The organism is Hydrogenophaga sp., assembly GCF_022844385.1.
Taxonomy (GTDB): domain Bacteria; phylum Pseudomonadota; class Gammaproteobacteria; order Burkholderiales; family Burkholderiaceae_C; genus Hydrogenophaga.
This window is the reverse complement of sequence record NZ_JALHLX010000002.1, coordinates 65391-88558: the sequence shown is the minus strand read 5'-3', so window position 1 is coordinate 88558 and position 23168 is coordinate 65391. Positions and strand designations below refer to the sequence as shown.

General features: G+C 65.0%; 21 protein-coding genes and 1 tRNA gene. 15 read left to right on the top strand and 7 right to left on the bottom strand.

Annotated elements, in window-relative coordinates:
* From Q0C59_RS00980 to Q0C59_RS00950, 7 genes are all read right to left on the bottom strand, one after another.
* The coding region (locus Q0C59_RS00980) for a molybdopterin-dependent oxidoreductase (RefSeq protein ID WP_291210564.1) at nt 1–1772 on the bottom strand (1772 nt) is incomplete at its 3' end.
* A gap of 31 nt (nt 1773–1803) precedes the next feature.
* Nucleotides 1804–2229, bottom strand: a complete 426-nt coding sequence (gene nirD / locus Q0C59_RS00975; protein ID WP_291210561.1) for a nitrite reductase small subunit NirD — start codon at nt 2227–2229, stop codon at nt 1804–1806.
* Nucleotides 2226–4715, bottom strand: a complete 2490-nt coding sequence (gene nirB / locus Q0C59_RS00970) for a nitrite reductase large subunit NirB (protein ID WP_291210559.1) — start codon at nt 4713–4715, stop codon at nt 2226–2228. Before nirB ends, nirD begins: the two co-directional genes overlap by 4 nt.
* Before the next feature lie 10 nt (nt 4716–4725).
* Nucleotides 4726–5532 carry an ABC transporter ATP-binding protein gene (locus Q0C59_RS00965; protein ID WP_291210557.1) on the bottom strand — a complete coding sequence of 269 codons (807 nt, stop codon included), beginning with the start codon at nt 5530–5532 and terminating at the stop codon, nt 4726–4728.
* Nucleotides 5533–5590: 58 nt separating this feature from the next.
* Complete coding sequence (gene ntrB / locus Q0C59_RS00960; protein ID WP_291210554.1) at nt 5591–6505, bottom strand: nitrate ABC transporter permease; 915 nt, start codon at nt 6503–6505, stop codon at nt 5591–5593.
* A gap of 26 nt (nt 6506–6531) precedes the next feature.
* On the bottom strand, nt 6532–7830 hold the full coding sequence (locus Q0C59_RS00955; RefSeq protein ID WP_291210551.1) for a CmpA/NrtA family ABC transporter substrate-binding protein: 1299 nt from the start codon (nt 7828–7830) through the stop codon (nt 6532–6534).
* A gap of 361 nt (nt 7831–8191) precedes the next feature.
* Nucleotides 8192–9460, bottom strand: coding sequence for a nitrate regulatory protein (locus Q0C59_RS00950; protein ID WP_291210548.1), 1269 nt, complete (start codon nt 9458–9460; stop codon nt 8192–8194).
* 67 nt (nt 9461–9527) lie between these two features.
* Here Q0C59_RS00950 and tsaD point away from each other — a divergent pair, with 67 nt between their 5' ends.
* The 15 genes from tsaD to nuoF all read left to right on the top strand — a co-directional run bounded on the left by tsaD (nt 9528) and on the right by nuoF (nt 23165).
* Nucleotides 9528–10622 carry a tRNA (adenosine(37)-N6)-threonylcarbamoyltransferase complex transferase subunit TsaD gene (tsaD, locus tag Q0C59_RS00945; RefSeq protein ID WP_291210545.1) on the top strand — a complete coding sequence of 365 codons (1095 nt, stop codon included), beginning with the start codon at nt 9528–9530 and terminating at the stop codon, nt 10620–10622.
* Between the two features lie 35 nt (nt 10623–10657).
* Complete coding sequence (locus tag Q0C59_RS00940) at nt 10658–11944, top strand: branched-chain amino acid ABC transporter substrate-binding protein (RefSeq protein WP_291210576.1); 1287 nt, start codon at nt 10658–10660, stop codon at nt 11942–11944.
* A complete protein-coding gene (locus Q0C59_RS00935; protein ID WP_291210542.1) occupies nt 11944–13167 on the top strand; it encodes a pyridoxal phosphate-dependent aminotransferase in 1224 nt (407 codons plus the stop codon). The genes Q0C59_RS00940 and Q0C59_RS00935 overlap by 1 nt, the downstream gene beginning before the upstream one ends.
* 133 nt (nt 13168–13300) lie before the next feature.
* Complete coding sequence (rpsO, locus tag Q0C59_RS00930) at nt 13301–13567, top strand: 30S ribosomal protein S15 (RefSeq protein ID WP_291210539.1); 267 nt, start codon at nt 13301–13303, stop codon at nt 13565–13567.
* A 259-nt stretch (nt 13568–13826) separates the two neighbouring features.
* Complete coding sequence (pnp, locus tag Q0C59_RS00925) at nt 13827–15953, top strand: polyribonucleotide nucleotidyltransferase (RefSeq protein WP_291210536.1); 2127 nt, start codon at nt 13827–13829, stop codon at nt 15951–15953.
* Nucleotides 15954–15964: 11 nt separating this feature from the next.
* Nucleotides 15965–16954 carry an NAD(P)H-quinone oxidoreductase gene (locus Q0C59_RS00920; protein WP_291210573.1) on the top strand — a complete coding sequence of 330 codons (990 nt, stop codon included), beginning with the start codon at nt 15965–15967 and terminating at the stop codon, nt 16952–16954.
* Between the two features lie 13 nt (nt 16955–16967).
* Nucleotides 16968–17714, top strand: a complete 747-nt coding sequence (gene tpiA / locus Q0C59_RS00915; protein ID WP_291210533.1) for a triose-phosphate isomerase — start codon at nt 16968–16970, stop codon at nt 17712–17714.
* Between the two features lie 52 nt (nt 17715–17766).
* Nucleotides 17767–18168 carry a preprotein translocase subunit SecG gene (secG, locus tag Q0C59_RS00910; protein ID WP_291210530.1) on the top strand — a complete coding sequence of 134 codons (402 nt, stop codon included), beginning with the start codon at nt 17767–17769 and terminating at the stop codon, nt 18166–18168.
* Nucleotides 18169–18323: 155 nt separating this feature from the next.
* Nucleotides 18324–18408, top strand: a tRNA-Leu gene (locus Q0C59_RS00905).
* A gap of 47 nt (nt 18409–18455) precedes the next feature.
* Nucleotides 18456–18815: an NADH-quinone oxidoreductase subunit A gene (locus tag Q0C59_RS00900; RefSeq protein WP_069048937.1), complete on the top strand. Its 360-nt coding sequence runs from the start codon at nt 18456–18458 to the stop codon at nt 18813–18815.
* A gap of 36 nt (nt 18816–18851) precedes the next feature.
* On the top strand, nt 18852–19331 hold the full coding sequence (locus Q0C59_RS00895; protein WP_056273769.1) for an NADH-quinone oxidoreductase subunit B family protein: 480 nt from the start codon (nt 18852–18854) through the stop codon (nt 19329–19331).
* 44 nt (nt 19332–19375) lie between these two features.
* A complete protein-coding gene (locus Q0C59_RS00890) occupies nt 19376–19999 on the top strand; it encodes an NADH-quinone oxidoreductase subunit C (RefSeq protein ID WP_291210525.1) in 624 nt (207 codons plus the stop codon).
* A 27-nt stretch (nt 20000–20026) separates the two neighbouring features.
* A complete protein-coding gene (locus Q0C59_RS00885) occupies nt 20027–21280 on the top strand; it encodes an NADH-quinone oxidoreductase subunit D (RefSeq protein WP_291210523.1) in 1254 nt (417 codons plus the stop codon).
* Nucleotides 21277–21798 (top strand): NADH-quinone oxidoreductase subunit NuoE, encoded by a 522-nt coding sequence (gene nuoE, locus Q0C59_RS00880; RefSeq protein ID WP_291210520.1) that lies wholly within the window; start codon nt 21277–21279, stop codon nt 21796–21798. Before Q0C59_RS00885 ends, nuoE begins: the two co-directional genes overlap by 4 nt.
* Nucleotides 21795–23165, top strand: a complete 1371-nt coding sequence (gene nuoF / locus Q0C59_RS00875) for an NADH-quinone oxidoreductase subunit NuoF (RefSeq protein WP_291210517.1) — start codon at nt 21795–21797, stop codon at nt 23163–23165. Before nuoE ends, nuoF begins: the two co-directional genes overlap by 4 nt.
* The last annotated feature ends 3 nt before the right edge of the window (nt 23166–23168 follow it).

Genomic DNA, 23168 nt, shown 5'->3' with positions numbered 1-23168 from the left:
CGCAGGCGGCCGGTGGTGAGTGAGAAGGGGTAGCGCGATTCGCGCGGCTCGGCCAGGGGGACGAAGGGCAGGGCGGCAAAGCGGGCTTTGCCGTCTTGGGTTGGGAAGATGCCGTCTTCGTAGAGGCGTTCCTTGCCTTGGGTCTCGCCGGTCTTGATGGGCCACTGTTGCGGGCCTTGTTCTTCCAGCATGGCGTAGCTGAGACCGGTGATGTCGAGGTCTCGGCCCCGGGTGGATTCGCGGTGTTCGTTCCAGATGGGCTCGGGCGACGGGTAGGGGAACAACGTGGGCTGACAGGGACGCAGACGCGCTTCGAGCCGCCTCGCAAAGTCCACCACGATGCGCCAGTCGTGCCGGGCTTCGCCGGGGGCGGGCACGGCCGGGCGCACGCGGCTGATGCGGCGTTCGCTGTTGGTCACGGTGCCGTCTTTTTCGCCCCAGGTGGTGGCGGGCAGCAACAGGTCGGCGAAGTCGCAGGTGGCGGCGGTGGCGTAGGCCTCCTGCACCACCACGAATTCGGCACGCTGCAGTGCACGGCGCACGGTGGCCTGGTCGGGCATGGACTGGGCCGGGTTGGTGCAGGCGATCCACAGCGCCTTGATCTCGCCGTCGGCTGCGGCTTCGAACATCTCCACCGCGCTCTTGCCCGGCTTCTCGGGCACGCTGGGCACACCCCAGAGCGCGGCCACCTCGGCGCGGTGCTGCGGGTTGGCCAGGTCGCGGTGGGCGCTCAGCAGGTTGGCCAGGCCGCCGACCTCGCGCCCGCCCATGGCGTTGGGCTGACCGGTGAGGCTGAAGGGGCCGGTGCCGGGTTTGCCGATCTGGCCGGTGGCCAGGTGCAGGTTGATCAGCGTGGCGTTTTTGGCGGTGCCGCTGCTGCTCTGGTTGAGGCCCTGGCAGTACAGGCTGAGGGTGGCGGGTGAGGTGGCGAACCACTGTGCGGCTGTGTAGAGGTCTTCCTTGTTCAGGCCGCAAACCTGCGCCACGCGATCGGGCGTGCACTCGCGCACCAGCGCCTTGAGCGCGTCAAACCCGGTGGTGTGCGCGGCAATAAACGCAGCATCGAGCCAGCCTTCCCACAACATGATGTGCAGCAGGCCATGGAACAGCATCACATCGCTGCCGGGCTGCAGCGGGAGGAACAGGTCGGCGAAACCGGCGGTGTCGGTGCGGCGCGGGTCGGCCACGATCACCTTCATGGCGGGGTTGGCCTGCTTCGCTGCTTCGATGCGGCGAAACAGCACCGGGTGCGCAAAGGCCGCGTTGCTGCCGACGATGAACAGGCAGCTCGCGTGGTTCACGTCATCAAAGCAGGCGGGCGGCGCGTCGGCGCCCAGCGTGAGCTTGTAGCCAGCCACTGCGCTGCTCATGCACAGGCGGGAGTTGGTGTCGACGTTGTTGGTGCCGATCAGGCCCTTGGCCAGCTTGTTGAAGACGTAGTAGTCCTCGGTGAGCAACTGGCCGCTGATGTAGAAGCCGACCGCGTCGGGTCCGTGTTGTTCGATGGTGGAGGCGAAGCGGTCGGTGGCGAGATCGAGTGCGGCGTCCCAACTCACGGGCGCCGCAAGGCCGCCGCGTTCCAGGCGCCGCAGGGGCTGCAGCAACCGCGTCTGCTGCGTGATCGCGGGAGAGGCGGTGAGATGCAGCGTCTGGCCTTTGGTACACAGCTTGCCGAAGTTCGCCGGGTGGTCCGGGTCGCCGCGCACGCCGGTGATCTGGCTGCCCTCGGTTTCGATGATCACGCCGCAGCCGACGCCGCAGTAGGGGCACATGGACTTCACCTGCACGGGGAGAGCCCTCACCCTAGCCCTCTCCCAGGGGGAGAGGGGACAAGACCGCCAGAGGGAGAGGGGACAAGTCACGTCTCGCCGGGCCGGCGAGCGGGCGGGTGAGGTCGGTGGCGTGGGTTGAGAGTTCCTGTGCATCCAGGTGCACCACGCCGTCCTCCACCTTCACCGCAAACCGCGGTGTGCAGCCCTCGTCGGGCGCCTTCGCGCAGCCGCTGTCCAGACCGATGGTCCAGTTGTGCAGCGGGCAGGCCACGCTGGTGCCGAAGACGATGCCCTGGCTGAGCGGGCCACCCTTGTGCGGGCAGCGGTCGAGCAGGGCGAACACCTCGTCCTGGGCGTTGCGGAACACCGCCACGTCCAGGCCGTGTTCGCGTTGCACGCAGCGCGAACCGAGCACGGGGATGTCGTCCACACGGGCGATGGGAATCCACGAAGTCATACAGCACTTCCTTCCATCGCAACAGCCTTGATCGGAATGAACTGGCGCGTGTCCACGGCAGCCTTCTGGTGCTCGAACCACGGATCGGGTTCACCGTCGAGCGCGAACTGCAGCTCGGCCCACAGCGCCTGGCGGCCTTCGTGGTCGTCCAGGATCTTTTTCTTCACGTAGTCCAGGCCCACGCGGTTCACGTAGTGCACCGTCCGCTCCAGGTACCAGCCCTCCAGGCGGTAGAGCTGCATGAAGGCACCGGTGTACTCCAGTACTTCTTCGGCGGTCTTGAGCTTGGTGAAGAAGTGCGCCACCTCGGTCTTGATGCCGCCGTTGCCGGCCACGTACATCTCCCAGCCCGAGTCCACGCCGATGATGCCCACGTCCTTGATGCCGGCCTCGGCGCAATTGCGCGGGCAGCCCGACACGGCGAACTTCACCTTGTGCGGCGCGTACATGCGCCACATCGCGCGCTCCAGGTCCTTGCCCATCTGCGTGCTGTCCTGCGTGCCCATGCGGCACCACTCGCTGCCCACGCAGGTTTTGACCGTGCGCAAGGCCTTTGCGTACGCATGGCCGCTGGGCATGCCGATGTCGTTCCACACCGCCTGCAGGTCTTCCTTCTTCACGCCCAGCAGGTCGATGCGCTGGCCGCCCGTGACCTTCACCGTGGGGATCTTGTACTTGTCCACCGCGTCGGCGATGCGGCGCAATTCGTCGGCCGTGGTCTCGCCGCCCCACATGCGCGGGATCACGCTGTAGGTGCCGTCTTTCTGGATGTTGGCGTGCATCCGCTCGTTGATGAAGCGGCTCTGCGGATCGTCCTTGGCCTCTTTCGGCCAGGTGCTGATCAGGTAGTAGTTCACAGCCGGGCGGCAACTCGCGCAGCCGTTCGGCGTGCGCCAGCCCATGCCGGCGAACACTGCAGAGGTGTTGGTGTATTTGCTGTGGCGGATCGCATCGCGCACCGCCTGGTGACCGTGGTCGGTGCAGGCGCACATGGCCTTGAGTTTGGGCGTGGCCGAGTAGTCGCCGCCGGCGGTGAACATCAGGATCTGCTCGACCAGACCGGTGCACGAACCGCAGCTCGCGCTGGCCTTGGTCTGCTTGCGCACTTCTTCGAGCGTGAACAGGCCCTTGTCCTTGATGGCCTTGCAGATGGTGCCCTTGGTCACGCCGTTGCAGCCGCAGACTTCGTCGGTGTCGGCCATGGCCGAGGCCTTGCTCTGGCCCTGGTGGCCCACGTCGCCGATGTTGGATTCGCCGAACATCAGCTTGTCGCGGATGTCGGCCACGCTGCGGCCGTCGCGCAGCAGCTTGAAGTACCACGAGCCGTCCACCGTGTCGCCGTACAGGCAGGCACCCACCAGCTTGTCGTCCTGAATCACCAGCTTTTTGTAGACGCCGCCCGAGGGGTCGCTCATCACGATTTCTTCGGTGTTGGCGCCGCCAGTGAAATTGCCAGCGGAAAACAGGTCGATGCCGGTGACCTTGAGTTTGGTTGAGGTGAGCGAGCCCACGTAGCGGCCAATGCCGAACTCGGCCAGGTGCGTGGCCAGCACCTTGCCCTGCTCGAAGAGCGGCGCCACCAGGCCGTAGGCGATGCCGCGGTGCGCCGCGCATTCGCCCACCGCGTAGATGCGCGGGTCGGTCACGGTCTGCAAGGTGTCGCTGACCACGATGCCCTTGTTCACGTGCAGGTTCATGGACTCGGCCAGCGCCGTGTTGGGGCGGATGCCCACGGCCATCACCACCAGATCGGCCGGCACTTCGGTTCCGTCCTTGAAGCGGATCACCTTCACCCGTCCGTCATCCCCACCGACCAGCTCCTGGGTCTGCGCGCCCATCAGGAAGGTCATGCCGCGCTCTTCCAGCGAGGCCTGCAGCAGCTGGCCCGCCACCTCGTCGAGCTGCCGTTCCATGAGCCACGGGCCCACGTGCACCACGCTCACCGTCATGCCGCGTTTCATCAAACCGTTGGCCGCTTCCAGGCCGAGCAAGCCACCACCAATGACCACCGCATGGGTGTAGCGCGTGGCCGCGTCGATCATGGCCTGTGTGTCGGCGATGTCACGGTAGGCCAGCACGCCGGCCAGGTCCTTGCCCGGAATGGGCAGCATGAATGGATTGGAGCCGGTGGCCATGATCAGGCGGTCGTATGGCGCTTCGATCGCGCTGCCGTCGGCATCGGTGGCGCGCACCACGCGCCTGACGCGGTCCACCTCGGTCACGGTCTTGCCGGCGTGCAGGGTGATGCCGTTGTCGGAGTACCAGGCCCAGTCGTTGAGCACGATCTCGTCCAGCGTCTGCTCACCGGCGAGCACCGGCGAGAGCAGGATGCGGTTGTAGTTGGGGTGGGGCTCGGCGCCGAAGACGGTGATGTCGTAGAGATCAGGGGCGAGCTTGAGCAACTCCTCGATCGTGCGCACACCGGCCATGCCGTTGCCCACCATCACCAGTTTCAGTTTCGCCTTGGGGTTGACGCGCATGTCCATGGTGTTCTCCTCAAGCCACTTTTTCGACGTGCGCTTGCCGGGTGTAGAGGAAGTCGATCACCGCCTTGCGGCATTGCTGGTACCGGAGCTCGTCGGCCAGGGCCACCCGGTTGCGCGGGCGTGGCAGGTCCACCGTCAACACCTCGCCGATGGTGGCGGCCGGACCGTTGGTGAGCATCACGATGCGGTCGCTCAGCAGCACGGCTTCGTCCACGTCGTGCGTCACCATGACCACCGTGCTGTGGGTGCGCGCCACGATGTCCAGCAGTTCGTCCTGCAGCTTGGCGCGGGTGAGCGCGTCGAGCGCGCCGAAGGGTTCGTCCATGAGCAGCACCTTGGGTTCCATTGAAAGGGCGCGGGCAATGCCCACGCGCTGTTTCATGCCGCCGGAGATTTCACCGGGGCGTTTTTGCGCGGCGGGTGTGAGGCCCACCATGGCCAGCGCTGCGTCGGTGCGGGCCTTGAGTTGTGCCTTGGTCTCGGTGGCCGAGAACACCCGCTCGACCGCGAGGTAGACGTTCTCGAAACAGGTGAGCCAGGGCAGCAGCGAGTGGTTCTGGAACACCACCGCGCGCTCAGGGCCGGGGCCGGCGATTTCCCGGTCGGCACACAGCAGCACGCCTTCGGTGGGCACGGTCAGGCCGGCGATGAGGTTGAGCAAGGTGGACTTGCCGCAACCCGAGTGACCGATGAGGGTGACGAACTCACCCTTGGCCACGGTCAGGTTGATGTCGCGCAGCGCGGGGAAGTTGCCCTTCTTCGTTTTGAAGGTCTGCTCGACGCCCTGGATCTCGATGTATTTGGACAGATCGCTCATGCTGATACCTCCATGCTGCGCATTGCGGTGCGATCGCCTTCGGGCGGCCGGGCGGCGCTCATGACTTCACCTCTTCGAACGTAAACAGGGTGGCGAGCTTGATGAGGCCGAATTCGAGCACCAGGCCGACGATGCCGATCACGAAGATGGCGATGATGATGCTGGCCACGTTGAGGTTGTTCCACTCATCCCAGATCCAGAAGCCGATGCCCACGCCCCCGGTCAGCATCTCGGCGGCCACGATCACCAGCCAGGCCGTGCCCACCGCCAGGCGCACGCCGGTCAGCAGGTAGGGCAGCACGGCGGGGAACAGGATCTTGGTGAAGATCTTCCACTCGCTCAGGTTGAGCACACGCGCCACGTTCATGTAGTCCTGCGGCACACGCTGCACGCCCACCGCGGTGTTGATGATCATGGGCCAGATGGAACAGATGAAGATGGTCCAGATGGCGGCCGGGTTGGCGCCCTTGAAGACCAACAGGCCGATCGGCAGCCAGGCCAGTGGCGACACCGGGCGCAGCAGGCTGATGAGCGGGTTGAACATGCGGCTCAGAAATTCGAAGCGGCCGATGGCAAAGCCCGCCGGAATGCCGACCGCTGCGGCCAGACCGAAGCCGATGGCCACGCGCTGCAGCGACATCAGCACGTTCCAGCCCACACCCTGGTCGTTCGGGCCGACCTGGTAGAACGGATCGGAGAACACCTCCAGGGCCTGCCTCCAGGTTTCCAGCGGGGTGGGAATGCCGCTCTCACCGGTGCCTGCCACCACCGCCCACACGGTGACGAGGAACACCAGGCCCAGCACAGGCGGCGTTACGTTGGTCCAGAGGAATCGAAGATCCCAGCCGCGTCTGACCTGCACCGGCGGCGCGGGCGCCGGTCGAGGCACCGCAGCCACTGAGGTTGCGGATAGCGTCTCGGCCTTGGTGGTGGGAGCCACCTCCAGAGGCGAGTGAAAAACGGCGCTGACCATGGTGTTTCTCCCTTGCGGCGGCCTGATCAGGCCGCGTTGATCTTGAACGAATCCGCGTACTTGGCGGGGTCCTTGCCGTCCCACACCACACCGTCGATGAACTTCGCACTGCGCATCTCGGACTTGGGCAGCGAGGTCTTGCTGGCCGTGGCGGCCTGTTTGAAGATGTCGATGCGGTTGACCTGCCTGGCCACGGCCAAGTAGTCGGGGTGCGACTTGAGCAAGCCCCAGCGCTTGTGCTGCGTGAGGAACCACATGCCGTCGCTCAGGTAGGGGAAGTTCGCCGCGCCGTCGTTGTAGAACTTCATGTGGTTGGGGTCGTCCCAGGTCTTGCCCATGCCGTTCTGGTAGCGGCCCAGGATGCGCTGGTTGATCGCGTCCACGCTGGTGTTCACATACGAGCGCTGGGCGATGGTTTCGGCCATCTTGTTTTTGTTCTGCAGACCGGCGTCGATCCACTTGCCCGCTTCCAGGATGGCGGCGGTCACCGCACGCGCGGTGTTCGGATTTTTCTGCACGAACTCGGCCGTGGTGCCCAGCACCTTCTCGGGGTGGTCTTTCCAGATGTCCTGCGTGGTGTTGGCCGTGATGCCGATGCCGTCCATGATGGCGCGGTGGTTCCAGGGTTCACCCACGCAGAAGCCGTCCATGTTGCCCACGCGCATGTTGGCCACCATCTGCGGCGGTGGCACCACGATGGCGCGCGCGTCCTTCATCGGGTCGATGCCGGCGCTGGCCAGCCAGTAGTAAAGCCACATGGCGTGCGTGCCGGTGGGGAAGGTCTGGGCGAAGGTGTATTCGCGCTTTTCGGTGGCCATGAGCTTGGCCAGCGAAGGGCCGTCCACCGCGCCTTTTTCGGCCAGCTTTCTGGACAGCGTGATGGCCTGGCCGTTCTGGTTCAGGTTCATCAGGATGGCCATGTCTTTCTTCGGCCCCGATGTGCCGAGCTGCAGGCCGTAGATCAGGCCGTAGAGCACGTGGGCCATGTCCAGCTCACCGTTGACCAGCTTGTCGCGCACACCGGCCCAGCTGGCTTCCTTGGTGGGGACGATCTTCACGCCGTACTTCTTGTCGATGCCCAACTCGGCGGCCATCACCACGCTGGCGCAGTCGGTCAGCGGAATGAAGCCGATCTTGACCTCGGTTTTTTCAGGTGCGTCGGAGCCGGCCGCCCACACGCCGCTGTGGCCCAGCGTGGAGAAGAAGGTGGCAGCGCCGACGGCGGTGCTCTTCTTGATGAAGTCGCGCCGCGAAGCTGCGGCGGATTCGGTGGTCGTGTCGGCCAAAGCCTGGGGAACGGTGGCGCCGGTGGTGTCTGCGTTCATGTCCAACTCCTTGCTGATGAAAAAACCGGATCCCCAAAGCACAACGGCGCCCATCTCCAGGCCTGCGAAACGCAAACCGGAAATGGACGCCGTTGTCCAGTGTCGGGGGGTGACTGTCGGAAGCCGGACCGCCATTGGCCCAATTTCCTTTGTCTTGTTCAAAGCAGGTTGTGTGCCAGCGTCAAACTGGAGTCGAAGGATGGCGGGTTTTTTCGGAAAGCCCTTGATTTACAGGGGATTTTCTGTTGTCCCGGCTTTTGTACCGTGAGGTCTGCTTGTGGCCGTGGTCGTTTTCGGGGCATCAAGCTGGTGCGCAACGGTTCTTGGCACCGGTATTGGTGCGCCGCAACAAAGTGCAACCTCAGCGCGGCCGCTCGGGCAGCACGTCGGCCATGGCCAGCACCGCTTCGGCTACCTCGATCAGCCGGCGGTTCTGGTTCATGGCCATCTGGCGCATGGTCTTGTGGGCTTCTTCTTCGCTCAGGTGGCGGTGCGCCATCAGCAGGCCCTTGGCGCGCTCGATCAGCTTGCGTTCGTTGAGGCTGGCTCGCACGGTGTCGAGCTCTTCGCTCATGGTCTGCAGGCGCCGCGCCTGTTCCTGCACCAGCTCCAGGATCGAGCGCTCCAGGTGCAGCCCGTAGCCCTGGGTGTTGGTGCCAAACGCCGCCGCGCCTTGCGACTCGGGTGCACGGAAGAACGACAACACGTCTGCCTCGGTGGCCGGCACGGTGTGCAGTGCGTGAAAACTGTCCAGCTCGGCGTTGGCGGCGGCAATTTTCTGTTCGCAGGCTTGCAGCAGGTCGAGCGCGAGGCGGTCTTCCACCGCCTTCATGCGGTCCATGCGCCGGCTGCAGCAGTCAAACCAGGCCTGGCTCATCTGGGCATTGAGCGGTGAGCCGTGCGGTGCCGTGCACAGCACGCGGCGCAAACGTTCCAGCTCGGCCAGCATGGCGCTGGCCTGGGTGCTGTTCCACAGCTCCACCACGTGTGGGCTCGAGAACTCGGCAAACACCTCCAGGCAGCGTTCTTGCGATTCGATCAGGTGCAGCAGGCGCTGCTGCTCTTCGGCCACGGCACGGCCAGCGGCAAACAGGGCCGAGCCGGCCGCGCGCTCTTGCCCCGCGAACTCCTTGCCCTGCATGAAATTGAACAAGGCCACCAGCAGGCGCGAGATTTCCGGGTCGCTGGCGCTGTCGGCGGCCTCGAACACCACTGCCAGCAGACCGGCGATCAACCTCACATAGGCCTCGGTGGCCTGCTGCGGCGTCCATTCCAGCGCCTGGACGCGCGCGCGCAGCCCGTCCAGCGCGTCCAGTCCGTGGAGCACATAGGCGATTCGGCTGAACAGGCGCGCGCCGTTGCCCAGCCGCGCCGACTCGGTGTCCAGCTCGTCAAAGCAGGCGCGCAGTTCGGCCTCGATCTGCCGGCACTCGGCGATTTGGTGCTTGCGCACCTCGCCGAACTGCACGCCTTGTGAACCAAGAAACAGGTTGGACAGACCCCGCTCGCGCTGCAGGCCGTGCACCAGACGCCCCGTCACGTTCACCAGGGCGCTGGTGAGCGCGAGCTGCTGCAGCTCGGCGATTTCGCAGCGTTTGGCCGCCACCAGAAAGTTCAGGCCCGATTTCATGTCCGTGTGGTCGTTGCAAGCATCCCGCGAGCAGGAGCAACAAACATGCCGCCCGTACACTCGAACCATGCTGATTTTGGGAATTGAGTCGTCTTGCGACGAAACCGGCGTCGCCCTGGTCGACGCCAGCGGCGGCCAGACACCGAGGCTGCTGGGCGATGCGCTGCACAGCCAGATCGAGATGCACCGCGCCTTTGGTGGCGTGGTGCCCGAACTCGCCAGCCGCGACCACATCCGCCGCGTGTTGCCGCTCACCGACGCGGTGCTGGCCCAGGCCGGCCTGCCGCTCTCGGCCGTGGACGCGGTGGCCTACACCCGCGGCCCGGGCCTGGCCGGCGCGCTGCTGGTGGGGTCGGGCGTGGCGTGTGCGCTGGGCTTTGCGCTGGGCAAGCCGGTGATCGGCGTGCACCATCTGGAAGGCCACCTGTTGTCGCCTTTTCTGAGCGCCGACCCGCCCGAGTTTCCGTTTGTGGCCTTGCTCGTCTCGGGCGGCCACAGCCAGCTGATGCGGGTGGACGGCGTGGGCCGCTACACCTTGCTGGGGGAAACCATCGACGACGCGGCCGGCGAGGCCTTCGACAAATCGGCCAAGCTGCTCGGGCTGGGGTATCCGGGCGGACCGGCGCTGGCGCGGCTGGCGTTGCAGGGTGACGCCCAGGCGTTCAAATTCCCGCGTCCGCTGATGCACAGCGGCGATCTCGACTTTTCCTTTGCCGGCCTCAAGACGGCGGTGTTGACCCAGGTGAAACGGCTGGCCCATGCCAGCCTGGACGGCCCGGCCACGCTGCACCTGGCCGACCCGCTCACTTTGCAGCAAAAGGCCGATGTGGCCGCCAGCGTGCAGGCCGCCATCGTCGAGGTGCTGGTGAAAAAGTCCATGGCGGCGGTGCGCCAGAGCGGCCTTCGCCGCCTCGTGGTGGCGGGCGGCGTGGGCGCCAACACGTTGCTGCGTGAACAGCTGGGCGCTGCCTGCGCCAAGGCGGGTGTTCGCGTGCACTACCCCGAGCTGCACCTGTGCACCGACAACGGCGCCATGATCGCGCTGGCCGGTGGCATGCGGGTGCAGGCCGGCCTGGTTCAACTGGATGCGGCCGAGGGCCAGGGCTACAGCTTCGATGTGAAGCCACGCTGGCCCCTGGCCGATCTGGCCATGGCTTCCTGACGGCCTTGGCCGAACACATTCCTCTCATGAAAAACATGCTTGCTTCCCTGATTTCCGCGCGCCGGCGCGTGCTCGTTGCCGCCCTGGGCGCTGCCCTCGTGGCCCCGGCGGTGCTCGCCCAGGCGCCTGCGCCCATCCGCATCGCCATGATCGAAGGCCTCTCCGGCCCGATCGCCAACACCGGCGAGGCCGTGTATCGCAACCTCGTCTGGGCCACCGAGCGCGTGAATGCGCGCGGCGGTGTGAAACTGCCCGGCGGCAACCGCCCGCTGCTGATCGAACGTTTCGACAGCAAGGGCCAGACCGAAGAGGCCTTGTCGGCGCTGCGCTCGGCGGTGGACCGCGGCATCTCCATCGTCACCCAGGGCAACTCGTCGGCTGCCGCCAGCGGCTTGATCGAGGCGATCAACAAGCACAACGAGCGCGAGCCTGCGCGCCAGATGCTGTTCCTCAACTATTCGGCGGTGGATCCGGCGTTGACCAACGAGAAGTGCAGCTACTGGCACTTTCGTTTTGACGCCCACGCCGACATGCGCATGACCGCACTCATGAGCGTGCTGCGCGAGGACAAGCAACTCAAGAACATCTACCTGATCGGCCAGGACTACAGCTTTGGCCAGGCCGTGCTGCGCGAAGGGCGCAGCCAGCTGGCAGCCCAGCGGCCCGACATCCGGATCGTGGGGGAAGAGCTGCACCCCATGGCCCGCGTGAAAGATTTCCTGCCCTACGCCGCCAAGATCAAGGCCAGCGGCGCGCAGGCCGTGCTCACCGGCAACTGGGGCAACGACCTCACGCTGCTGGTGAAGGCTGCGCGCGAGGTGGGCTTTGACGGCACTTTCTACACCTTCTATGGCAACGCCCTGGGTGCCCCGGCCGCCATGGGCGAGGCCGGCATCGGCAAGGTGATCGCGGTGGCCGATTGGTTCCCCAACGTGCCCACGCGCGAGTCCGAAGCCTTCTACCAATCGTTCCGCCAGCGTTTCCCCAACCCGGCCGACGACTACGTGCACATGCGCATGCAGCTCATGGTTGAGTCGCTGGCGCAAGCCATCGAACGCGCGGGTGCCGCCGGCCCGGTCAATGCCGCCACCATCGCCTCCCAGCTGGAGAAAGCAGAAGTCACCCTGGCCGGCCAGACCGCCCGCATGCGAGCCGCCGACCACCAGTTCCAGCAGCCGCTGGCGGTGGCCGTGATGGACCGCCAGGGCGCGCCCGGCGTGAAGTTCGACGTCGAAGGCTCGGGCTACGGCTTTCGCGTCATCCGCAACCTCGCGCCCCAACAAGCCGAACAGCCCCACCGCTGCAACATGATCCGTCCCTGATGTCTCAAAACGCTCCCTTCATGCGCCCCGTTGTAGAAAGCCTCGAAGCCTCCCGCATCCGCGAGGTGGCCAACGAAGGCCTGGGCCGCGACAACGTGCTCAAGTTCTGGTTTGGCGAGAGCGACGAGGTCACGCCTGGTTTCATCCGCGAAGCCGCCATCGCCTCGCTGCAGTCGGGCGAAACCTTCTACGCGCACAACCTCGGCCTGCCCGAACTGCGCGAGGCGATCGCCAACTACACCGATGGCCTGCACCCCGGGCGCGGTGCAGCCCACTGGATGGACCGGCTGGCCGTCACCTCGGGCGGTGTGAACGGTCTGATGCTGGCGTCGCAGGCGCTGGTGGAGGCGGGCGACGAGGTGGTGGTGGTCACGCCCGCCTGGCCCAACCTGGTGGCGCAGCCGCAGATCATGGGTGCGAACGTCAAGAGCGTGCCGCTGCACGTGCTCACTGACGGACCGCGTGCTGGCGCCTGGGCGCTGGACATGGACGCCTTGCTGTCGGCCATCACGCCGGCCACGCGAATGCTCATCGTCAACGCGCCCAACAACCCCACCGGCTGGACGCTGACCCGCGACGAGCAGGCCACCATCCTGGCGCATTGCCGACGCACCGGCAGCTGGATCCTGGCCGACGAGGTCTACGAGCGGCTGTACTACGCTGGCGACACGCCCAATGGCGCGGCCAGCAGCTTCCTTGACGTGGCAGAGCCTGACGACCGCGTCATCGTGGCGCACAGCTTTTCCAAGAGTTTCCTCATGACCGGCTGGCGCCTGGGCTGGCTGGTGATGCCCCCTGCGCTGACCGCGGCCATGGGCAAGCTGATCGAGTTCAACACCTCGTGCGCACCGGTGTTCGTGCAGCGTGGAGCCACGGTGGCGCTGCAGCGTGGCGCGGAGGTCACGCCCGCCCTGGTGGCCCACCTGAAAACCTGCCGCGACACGCTGGTGCCGCTGTTGCGCGCGGTGCCCGGCGTGACGCTGGCTGAGCCGCTGGGCGGCATGTACGCCTTCTTCACGCTGCAAGGCCACAACGATTGTCTGGACGTGGCCAAGAGGCTGGTGCGCGAGGCCGGCATTGGCCTCGCGCCGGGCAGTGCCTTCAGCCCGGAAGCGGCCGGCTGGCTGCGCTGGTGCTTCGCCAGCCGCGACACCCACCGGCTGGAAGAGGGCGTCTCGCGCCTGCGCCGCTGGATCGCCACCCAGCCGGGTGGTGGCACTTGACGCCTTCTGCCCTATAATCCGCAGTTGCCGTTCGAAAGGACAGCATACCCACGCCCGATGCGGCGGCCGGCTTTGGAGCAACTCCTCAGACCGACTGGCTGCGCCGGGACGCATGTAACCCCAAGGAAAATCCATGATTCCCCAAGCCATCAAAGCCGAAGTCGTCGCGGCCAACGCCCGTGCCGCCAATGACACCGGCAGCCCCGAAGTGCAGGTCGCCATCCTGACCGCACGCATCAACGAACTGACCCCCCACTTCAAGACGCACGCCAAAGACCACCACGGTCGTCGCGGCCTGCTGCGCATGGTGAGCCGCCGCCGCAAGCTGCTGGACTACCTGAAATCCAAAGACGCCCAGCGTTACGTTGCGCTGATCGCCAAACTGGGCCTGCGCAAGTAATTGAGCACGGGTTGACACAGAAGACGCCTGAGTTGGTTCGCTGGCTCGGGCGTTTTTTGCTTTTTTGAACCTTTTTTGATTCCGGAGCATTGATCACAGAGCGAAGCTGTGTCATTCCAAGCGGGTTGAGCGCCATCGGCGAGCCACTCAATCCATCTGGAATGGCATCGTGTTCTGGGTTGTGTTTCCGGGTTTTGTGCGGGTTTGCCGCACGCTGTGATTTCCGCCGGGTGGCGGAAAAAATTCCAGGAGATAAACCATGACCATGTTCAACAAAGTCACCAAGACCTTCCAGTGGGGCCCCCACACGGTCACCATGGAAACCGGCGAAATCGCGCGCCAGGCCACCGGCGCCGTGCTGGTCAACATCGACGACACCGTGGTGCTCGCCACCGTGGTCGCCAAGACCGAAGCCAAGGCCGGCCAGGATTTCTTCCCGCTGACCGTGGACTACACCGAGAAGTCGTACGCCGCCGGCAAGATCCCCGGCAGCTTCTTCAAGCGCGAAGGCCGCCCGAGCGAACTCGAAACCCTGACCTGCCGCCTGATCGACCGCCCGATCCGTCCCCTGTTCCCCGAAGGCTTCTACAACGAAGTCCAGGTGATCGTGCACGTGGTGAGCCTGAACCCCGAAGTGCAGGCCGACATCGCCGCCATGATCGCCACCTCGGCCGCCCTGTCGGTCAGCGGCATCCCGTTCAACGGCCCCATCGGCGCTGCCCGCGTGGGTTACGTCAATGGCCAGTACGTGCTCAACCCGGGCCAGACCCAGTTGAAGGACAGCCAGCTGGACCTCGTGGTCGCCGGCACCGAATCCGCCGTGCTGATGGTGGAATCCGAAGCCGACCAGCTGTCCGAAGAGATCATGCTGGGCGCCGTGGTGTTCGGCCATGAGCAGGGCAACATCGCCATTGCCGCCATCAACGACCTGGTGCGTGACGCCGGCAAGCCGGCCTGGGACTGGCAAGCGCCTGCCAAGGACGAGCCACTGATCGCCAAGATCGACGGCCTGGCCAAGGCCAAGCTCGAAGCCGCTTACCAGATCCGCAACAAGCAGGCCCGCACCCAGGCTTGCCGCTCGGCCTATGCCGACGTGTTCGCCGCTCTCAAAGCCGAAGGCGTGGCCTTCGACAGCGTGGCCATCGAAGCCCTGCTGTTCGAGATCGAAGCGAAGATCGTGCGTGGCCAGATCCTGGCCGGCGAGCCCCGCATCGACGGCCGCGACACCCGCACCGTGCGCGCCATCGAAATCCGCAACGGCGTGCTGCCCCGCACCCACGGCTCGGCCCTGTTCACCCGCGGTGAAACGCAGGCGCTGGTCGTGGCCACCCTGGGCACCGACCGCGACGCACAGCGCATCGACGCGCTGGCCGGCGAGTTCGAAGACCGCTTCATGCTGCACTACAACATGCCTCCCTTCGCCACCGGCGAAGCCGGCCGTTTCGGCACCCCGAAGCGCCGCGAAATCGGCCACGGCCGCCTGGCCAAGCGCGCGTTGATCGCCGCGCTGCCGAGCAAGGAAGACTTCCCCTACACCATGCGTGTGGTTTCGGAAATCACCGAGTCCAACGGCTCTTCGTCGATGGCTTCGGTCTGTGGCGGCTGCCTGGCGCTGATGGACGCCGGCGTTCCGATGAAAGCCCACGTGGCCGGCATCGCCATGGGTCTGATCAAGGACGGCAACCGCTTCGCGGTGCTGACCGACATCCTGGGTGACGAAGATCACCTGGGCGACATGGACTTCAAGGTCGCCGGCACCACCAACGGCATCTCGGCGCTGCAGATGGACATCAAGATCCAGGGCATCACCAAGGAGATCATGCAGGTCGCACTGGCCCAGGCCAAGGAAGCCCGCATGCACATCCTGGGCAAGATGCAGGAAGCCATGGGCGAAGCCAAGACCGAAGTCTCCAACTTCGCGCCCAAGCTCTTCACCATGAAGATCAACCCCGAGAAGATCCGCGACGTGATCGGCAAGGGCGGCGCCGTCATTCGTGCACTGACCGAAGAGACCGGCACGCAGATCAACATCGACGAAGACGGCACCATCACCATCGCTTCGACCGACTCGGCCAAGGCCGACGAAGCCAAGCGCCGCATCGAGCAGATCACGGCGGAAGTGGAAGTGGGCAAGGTCTACGAAGGCCCTGTCACCAAGATCCTCGACTTCGGTGCCCTGATCAACCTGCTGCCTGGCAAGGACGGCCTGCTGCACATCAGCCAGATCGCGCACGAGCGTGTCGAGCGCGTCACCGACTATTTGACCGAAGGCCAGATCGTTCGCGTGAAGGTGCTCGAGACCGACGAAAAAGGCCGCGTCAAGCTGTCGATGAAGGCGCTGGCCGATCGCAACGCGGTTGAGCCGCAGCAGCAGCCCCAGTCGTGATCCCGTCGGTGATGCAAGCGGTCGAGATCAGCAGCTTCGGTGCGCCCGAGGTGTTGCGCCTCGGTGAGCGCCCGGTGCCGGTGGCGGCCGCGGGCGAGGTGCTGATTCGCGTCAGTGCGTCGGGCGTGAACCGCCCCGATGTGCTGCAGCGCACCGGCAACTACCCCGTGCCACCCGGCGCGTCCGACATTCCCGGCCTTGAAGTGGCGGGCGTGATCGCCTCGGGCGACGCAGCAGCCATGGCTGCCGCAGGCCTGAAGGTGGGCGACCGCGTGTGTGCGCTGGTGGCCGGTGGTGGTTATGCGCAATGGTGCGTGGCGCCTGTGGGCCAGTGCCTGCCGGTGCCCGAAGGCCTGGACGACATCGCCGCCGCATCCCTGCCCGAGACCTTCTTCACCGTGTGGAGCAATGTGTTCGACCGCGCGCGCCTGCAAGCGGGCGAAACGCTGTTGATCCAGGGCGGCACCAGCGGCATCGGCGTGACCGCGATCCAGATGGCCAAGGCCTTGGGCGCTCGGGTCATCGCCACGGCAGGCAGCGACGACAAGTGCGCGGCTTGCCTTGAGCTGGGTGCCGATCACGCCATCAACTACAAGACGCAGGACTTCGTGGCCGCCGTGGCCGACCTCACGGGCGGGCAGGGCGTCAACGTCGTGCTCGACATGGTGGCGGGCGCTTACGTGGCGCGCGAGATCGACTGCCTGGCCGAAGATGGCCGGCTGGTCATCATCGCGGTGCAGGGTGGTGTGAAGGCCGAGTTCAATGCCGGCATGGTGCTGCGCAAGCGCCTCACCATCACCGGCTCGACCCTGCGCCCGCGCCCGATCGCCTTCAAGGCCGCCATTGCTCAAGCACTGCGCGAACGCGTCTGGCCGCTGCTGGTTCAGGGGCAGATCAAGCCCGTGATCCACCAGGTGTTTCCCGCCAGCGAAGCCGCGGCTGCGCACACGCTCATGGAATCCAACCGCCACATCGGCAAGCTCGTCCTGACCTGGGCATGACGGCACCCTAGACATGAAACCACTGATCGCAGGCAACTGGAAAATGAACGGCTCGCTGGCCGCCAACGAGGCGCTGGTGAAAGCCATGCTCGACGGCCTGGGCGGCCAGACGGCCGCAACCGACATGGCGCTGTGTGTACCCGCGCCTTACCTGTCGCAACTGCAGTCGCTGTTGACCGGCAGCACGATTGCCTGGGGTGCGCAGGACCTGTCCAGCCACGAGCAGGGGGCATACACCGGTGAGGTGTCTGCCACCATGCTCAAGGACTTCGCCTGCCGCTATGCAATCGTGGGCCACTCCGAACGACGTCAATACCACGGCGAGACCGACGCGTTGGTGGCCGACAAGGCCAAGGTGGCACTGGCCCACGGCATCACGCCTATTGTTTGTGTGGGTGAAACGCTGGCCGAGCGTGAAGCAGGGCAGACCGAAGTTGTCGTCAAGCGACAGCTGGCCGCGGTCATTCACGCGGTGGCACATTGCACCAGCGAGATCGTGGTGGCCTACGAGCCCGTCTGGGCCATCGGCACCGGCAAGACCGCGTCGCCCGAACAAGCGCAGCAGGTGCACGCGGTGCTGCGGGCCCAACTGGCCGCCGCCACGCAGCACCCCGAGCGTGTGCACATCCTCTATGGCGGCAGCATGAACGCAGCGAACGCCGCCAGCCTGCTGGCCCAGCCCGACATCGATGGCGGCCTGATTGGCGGCGCGTCGCTCAAGGCGGCCGACTTCCTTCAAATCGTGGCCTCTTCCCGTTGACCTTTCTCGTGTCTTCAAGGGCACATCGACAACCGTGATCCCGGAGTAAAAAATGAATGTTGTGTTGACCATCCTGCTGGCCGTGCAGATCCTCTCGGCCCTGACCATGATCGGCCTGATCCTCATGCAGCACGGCAAGGGCGCCGATGCGGGCGCAGCCTTCGGCGGCGGTGGCGCCGGTTCGGCCAGCCTGTTCGGTGCCTCTGGCGGTGCCAACTTCATGTCGCGTTCCACTGCGGTGTTGGCGGCTGTGTTCCTGGGTTGCACGCTGGGACTGGCCTACTTCGGCAACCTGCGCGAGGCGCCGAGTTCGGGCAGCGTGCTCGAAGGTGTCGCAGCGCCTGCGCAGCCCGCCGATCCCTCGCAGCAGATTCCAGGAGCTGGCCCCTCGGTTGCGCCTGCACCTGACGCAGCGCCAGCCCCAACCGGCCCGGCTCAGATCCCGGCGAAATGACCGCAAAGGCATGCCATCGCACTGTGCATGCCGAGCCATCTTCCATTCGAGTTGAAAAAGCCCCGCTGCCTCTCAAAAGGGGGGTGGTTTCAGGGTAAACTCTGATGCTTGTCAGCAAGGCTCACACAGACCTCGTGAGCCAGCAACGCAGACCAGCCGACGTGGTGAAATTGGTAGACACGCTATCTTGAGGGGGTAGTGGCGAAAGCTGTGCGAGTTCGAGTCTCGCCGTCGGCACCAATCTTTGGACAACACGGCCCCATGCCGTGTCAGTGGAATCGACCAAGATGAGTCTCGAACAATACCTACCTGTGCTCCTGTTCATCTTGGTGGGTATTGCCATCGGGATCATCCCCCAGGTGTTGGGCTACATCCTCGGCCCCAACCTCCCGGACGCAGAAAAGAACTCCCCGTACGAATGCGGCTTCGAAGCCTTCGAAGATGCCCGCATGAAGTTCGACGTGCGCTACTACCTCGTGGCCATCCTGTTCATCCTGTTCGATCTCGAAATCGCTTTCCTCATTCCATGGGCCGTGGCCTTCTCCGACATCGGCATGACTGGTTTCCTCGCGGGCGTTGTGTTTCTGGCCATCCTCACCGTGGGCTTTGCCTACGAGTGGAAGAAGGGCGCACTGGACTGGGAATGAACGACTTGCACACACACGAATGCACCGGAGCGGCTCATGATTGAAGGCGTATTCAAGGAAGGTTTTGTCACCACCAGCTACGACTCGGTGGTGAACTGGGCCAAGACCGGCTCGTTGTGGCCCATGACCTTTGGTCTGGCCTGCTGTGCGGTCGAGATGATGCACGCGGCCGCCGCGCGCTACGACATCGGGCGCTTCGGCTCCGAGGTGTTTCGCGCCAGCCCGCGCCAGTCCGACCTGATGATCGTGGCCGGCACCTTGTGCAACAAGATGGCACCCGCCCTGCGCAAGGTCTACGACCAGATGGCCGAGCCGCGCTGGGTGCTCTCCATGGGCTCGTGTGCCAACGGTGGCGGCTACTACCACTACAGCTACTCGGTGGTGCGCGGTTGCGACCGCATCGTGCCGGTGGACGTGTATGTGCCCGGCTGCCCGCCCACGGCCGAAGCGCTGTTGTACGGAATCATCCAGCTGCAGCAGAAGATCCGCCGCACCCAGACCATTGCCCGCGCCTGAGCGCTGGCTGCTTCACGGCGAAACGAGTCCCCAGAGACGCACCCATGACCGACACCCCAACGACCTCCTACGCAGTTGCACCGGAAGCCCTGAAACTCGCTCTGGCCGAGTTGCTCGGTGATCGTGTTGTGTCGCTGGAGGTGGTGCGCGAAGAGCTCACGCTGGTCGTCAAGGCGTCCGACTATCTTGATGTCATGAAGACCCTGCGCGATGCACCTGTTGCAGCGTTCGAGCAGCTCATCGACCTGTGTGGCATCGACTACCAGACTTACGGCGAAGGTCGTTGGGAGGGCCAGCGTTTTGCCGCCGTCGTGCACCTGCTGTCGATCACCCACAACCACCGCGTTCGTGTGCGGGTGTTCTGCCCCGAGGACGATTTTCCTGTGTTGGCTTCGGTCACGCCGCTGTGGGCAGCAGCCAACTGGTACGAACGCGAAGCCTTTGATCTGTTTGGCATCGTGTTCGAAGGTCACGACGACCTGCGACGCATCCTCACCGACTACGGTTTCATCGGCCATCCTTTCCGCAAAGACTTCCCGCTGTCCGGCCACGTCGAGATGCGCTACGACGCCGAGCGCCAGCGCGTGATTTACGAGCCGGTGAGCATCGAGCCCCGCGAAATCACGCCGCGCATCATCCGCGAAGACAACTACGGGGGCCTGCACTGAGGGCTCTGGCCTTCCTGCGACATCGTCATGGCTGAAATCAAGAACTACACCCTCAACTTCGGTCCGCAGCACCCGGCCGCTCACGGCGTGCTGCGCCTGGTGCTCGAGCTTGACGGCGAGGTTGTGCAACGCGCCGATCCGCACATCGGCCTGCTGCACCGCGCCACCGAAAAATTGGCCGAGCACAAGACCTACATCCAGTCGCTGCCCTACATGGACCGGCTGGACTATGTGTCGATGATGTGCAACGAGCACGCCTACTGTCTGGCGATCGAGAAGCTGCTGGGCATCGAGGTGCCGATCCGCGCGCAGTACATCCGTGTGATGTTCAGCGAGATCACGCGCCTGCTCAACCACCTGATGTGGTTGGGCTCGCACGGCAACGATTGCGGCAGCTCCACCATCCTGATCTACGCGTTCCGCGAACGCGAAGACCTGTTCGACATGTACGAGGCGGTGTCGGGTGCGCGCATGCACGCGGCCTACTTCCGTCCGGGTGGTGTGTACCGCGATCTGCCGGACAGCATGCCGCAGTACAAGCACAGCAAGATCCGCAATGCGCGCGCCATGGAGCAGATGAACACGAACCGCCAGGGTTCGCTGCTCGACTTCATCGACGACTTCACGAAGCGCTTCCCCACGTATCTCGCCGAGTACCACACGCTGCTGACCGACAACCGCATCTGGAAGCAGCGCACCGTGGGCATTGGCGTGGTCACGCCTGAACGTGCTCTCAACCTGGGCATGACCGGTCCCATGCTGCGCGGCTCCGGCATCGCTTGGGACCTGCGCAAGAAGCAGCCGTACGACGTGTACGGTGAGATGGACTTCGACATTCCCGTGGGCAAGACCGGTGACTGTTACGACCGCTACCTCGTGCGCATGGAAGAGATGAAGCAGTCCAATCGCATCATCGAACAGTGCTCGAAGTGGCTGCGCGCCAATCCCGGCCCGGTGATCACCGACAACCACAAGGTGGCAGCACCCGCCCGCGAGGCCATGAAGGCCAACATGGAAGAGCTGATCCACCACTTCAAGCTGTTCACCGAAGGCTTCCACGTGCCCGAAGGCGAAGCCTACGCAGCGGTCGAGCACCCCAAGGGTGAGTTCGGCATCTACCTGGTGAGTGACGGCGCCAACAAGCCTTACCGTCTGAAGATCCGCGCACCTGGTTTTGCGCACCTGGCCACGATGGACGAGATGGCGCGCGGCCACATGCTGGCCGACGCGGTGGCCATCATTGGCACCATGGACATTGTTTTCGGGGAGATCGACCGATGAGCACCGGCCACGCAGTTGTCGCAGTTGAATTCGGCAGCGCCACCCAGGAGCGCTTCGCGCGCGAAGTCGCCAAATACCCGGCCGATCAGGCGCAGTCGGCTGTGATGGCCTGCCTGTCCATCATCCAGCAAGAGATGGGTTTTGTGAGCGCGGGGGCCGAAGCCTCGCTGGCCGCCTACCTGGGCATGGAGCCGATCGCCGTGCACGAGGTGACGACTTTCTACAACATGTACAACCAGCAGCCGGTGGGCAAGTTCAAGCTCAACGTCTGCACCAACCTGCCGTGCCAGCTGCGCGACGGCCAGAACGCGCTGCACCATCTTGAACACAAGCTCGGCATCACCATGGGCGGCACCACCGCAGACGGCTTGTTCACCCTGCAACAAAGTGAATGCCTCGGCGCCTGCGCCGACTCGCCGGTGATGCTGGTCAACGACCGCCACATGTGCAGTTTCATGAGCAACGACAAGCTGGACCAGTTGATTGACGGCCTGCGTGCTTCAGAGGGACAGTCATGAACGCCGAACAGATCCTTTCGCAGTTCCGTGCCAACGGCGTGCAAACCTGCTTCCACGGCCGTCACATCAATCCCCAGATCTACGCCGACCTCGATGGCGGCAACTGGTCGCTCAAGGACTACGTGGCGCGCGGCGGGTATCAGGCCTTGCGCAAGGTGCTGGGCAAGGACGGCGCCGAGCCGGCGGGTGACCCACCGGTGGTGGGTATGACGCAGGACCAGGTGATCGCCACCCTGAAGGAATCGGCCTTGCGCGGTCGCGGTGGTGCTGGTTTCCCCACCGGACTGAAGTGGAGCTTCATGCCGCGCCAGTTCCCGGGACAGAAGTACCTGGTGTGCAACTCCGACGAGGGCGAACCGGGCACCTGCAAGGACCGCGACATCCTCATGTACAACCCGCACATCGTGATCGAAGGCATGGCCATTGCCGCCTTCGCGATGGGCATCAGCGTGGGCTACAACTACATCCACGGCGAGATCTTCGAGGCATACGACCGCTTCGAAGCTGCGCTGGAAGAGGCCCGGGCCGCCGGCCTGCTGGGCGACAACATCCTGGACAGCGGCTTCAACTTCCAGCTGCACGCGTTTCACGGCTTCGGTGCCTACATCTGCGGCGAAGAAACCGCGCTGCTCGAATCGCTCGAAGGCAAAAAAGGCCAGCCCCGCTTCAAGCCACCGTTCCCCGCCAGCTTCGGCCTGTACGGCAAGCCCACCACGATCAACAACACCGAGACCTTCGCGGCGGTGCCCTGGATCATCCGCAACGGCGGCGCGGCGTACCTCGCTTGCGGCAAGCCCAACAACGGCGGCACCAAGATCTTCTCGGTCAGCGGCGATGTGGAGATGCCGGGCAACTACGAAGTGCCGATGGGTACACCTTTCAGCAAGCTGCTCGAGCTCGCCGGTGGCGTGCGCAAGGGCCGCACGCTCAAGGCTGTGATCCCCGGTGGTTCCTCGTCGCCGGTGTTGCCGGCGTCCATCATGATGGACTGCACCATGGACTACGACTCGATCGCCAAGGCCGGTTCCATGCTGGGCTCGGGCGCGGTGATTGTGATGGACGACAGCCGGTGCATGGTCGAGTCGCTCAAGCGCCTGTCCTACTTCTACATGCACGAGTCGTGTGGCCAGTGCACCCCGTGCCGCGAAGGCACGGGCTGGCTCTGGCGCATGGTCAGTCGCATCGACGAGGGCGAAGGCCGCCCGGCCGACATGGCGCTGCTGGACAACGTGGCCGAAAACATCATGGGCCGCACCATCTGCGCCCTGGGCGATGCTGCGGCCATGCCGGTGCGCGCCATGATCAAACATTTCCGGCACGAGTTCGAGGCCAAGATCGCATCGGCCAACGCACCGGCCCAAGCTTGAAGA

Excerpts from the sequence above, each read along its gene's own strand:
- nirD (WP_291210561.1), bottom strand. The coding sequence starts at position 2,229 with ATGACTTCGTGGATTCCCATCGCCCGTGTGGACGACATCCCCGTGCTC.
- nirB (WP_291210559.1), bottom strand. The coding sequence starts at position 4,715 with ATGGACATGCGCGTCAACCCCAAGGCGAAACTGAAACTGGTGATGGTG.
- Q0C59_RS00965 (WP_291210557.1), bottom strand. The coding sequence starts at position 5,532 with ATGAGCGATCTGTCCAAATACATCGAGATCCAGGGCGTCGAGCAGACC.
- ntrB (WP_291210554.1), bottom strand. The coding sequence starts at position 6,505 with ATGGTCAGCGCCGTTTTTCACTCGCCTCTGGAGGTGGCTCCCACCACC.
- Q0C59_RS00955 (WP_291210551.1), bottom strand. The coding sequence starts at position 7,830 with ATGAACGCAGACACCACCGGCGCCACCGTTCCCCAGGCTTTGGCCGAC.
- Q0C59_RS00950 (WP_291210548.1), bottom strand. The coding sequence starts at position 9,460 with ATGAAATCGGGCCTGAACTTTCTGGTGGCGGCCAAACGCTGCGAAATC.
- tsaD (WP_291210545.1), top strand. The coding sequence starts at position 9,528 with ATGCTGATTTTGGGAATTGAGTCGTCTTGCGACGAAACCGGCGTCGCC.
- Q0C59_RS00940 (WP_291210576.1), top strand. The coding sequence starts at position 10,658 with ATGCTTGCTTCCCTGATTTCCGCGCGCCGGCGCGTGCTCGTTGCCGCC.
- Q0C59_RS00935 (WP_291210542.1), top strand. The coding sequence starts at position 11,944 with ATGTCTCAAAACGCTCCCTTCATGCGCCCCGTTGTAGAAAGCCTCGAA.
- rpsO (WP_291210539.1), top strand. The coding sequence starts at position 13,301 with ATGATTCCCCAAGCCATCAAAGCCGAAGTCGTCGCGGCCAACGCCCGT.
- pnp (WP_291210536.1), top strand. The coding sequence starts at position 13,827 with ATGACCATGTTCAACAAAGTCACCAAGACCTTCCAGTGGGGCCCCCAC.
- Q0C59_RS00920 (WP_291210573.1), top strand. The coding sequence starts at position 15,965 with ATGCAAGCGGTCGAGATCAGCAGCTTCGGTGCGCCCGAGGTGTTGCGC.
- tpiA (WP_291210533.1), top strand. The coding sequence starts at position 16,968 with ATGAAACCACTGATCGCAGGCAACTGGAAAATGAACGGCTCGCTGGCC.
- secG (WP_291210530.1), top strand. The coding sequence starts at position 17,767 with ATGAATGTTGTGTTGACCATCCTGCTGGCCGTGCAGATCCTCTCGGCC.
- Q0C59_RS00900 (WP_069048937.1), top strand. The coding sequence starts at position 18,456 with ATGAGTCTCGAACAATACCTACCTGTGCTCCTGTTCATCTTGGTGGGT.
- Q0C59_RS00895 (WP_056273769.1), top strand. The coding sequence starts at position 18,852 with ATGATTGAAGGCGTATTCAAGGAAGGTTTTGTCACCACCAGCTACGAC.
- Q0C59_RS00890 (WP_291210525.1), top strand. The coding sequence starts at position 19,376 with ATGACCGACACCCCAACGACCTCCTACGCAGTTGCACCGGAAGCCCTG.
- Q0C59_RS00885 (WP_291210523.1), top strand. The coding sequence starts at position 20,027 with ATGGCTGAAATCAAGAACTACACCCTCAACTTCGGTCCGCAGCACCCG.
- nuoE (WP_291210520.1), top strand. The coding sequence starts at position 21,277 with ATGAGCACCGGCCACGCAGTTGTCGCAGTTGAATTCGGCAGCGCCACC.
- nuoF (WP_291210517.1), top strand. The coding sequence starts at position 21,795 with ATGAACGCCGAACAGATCCTTTCGCAGTTCCGTGCCAACGGCGTGCAA.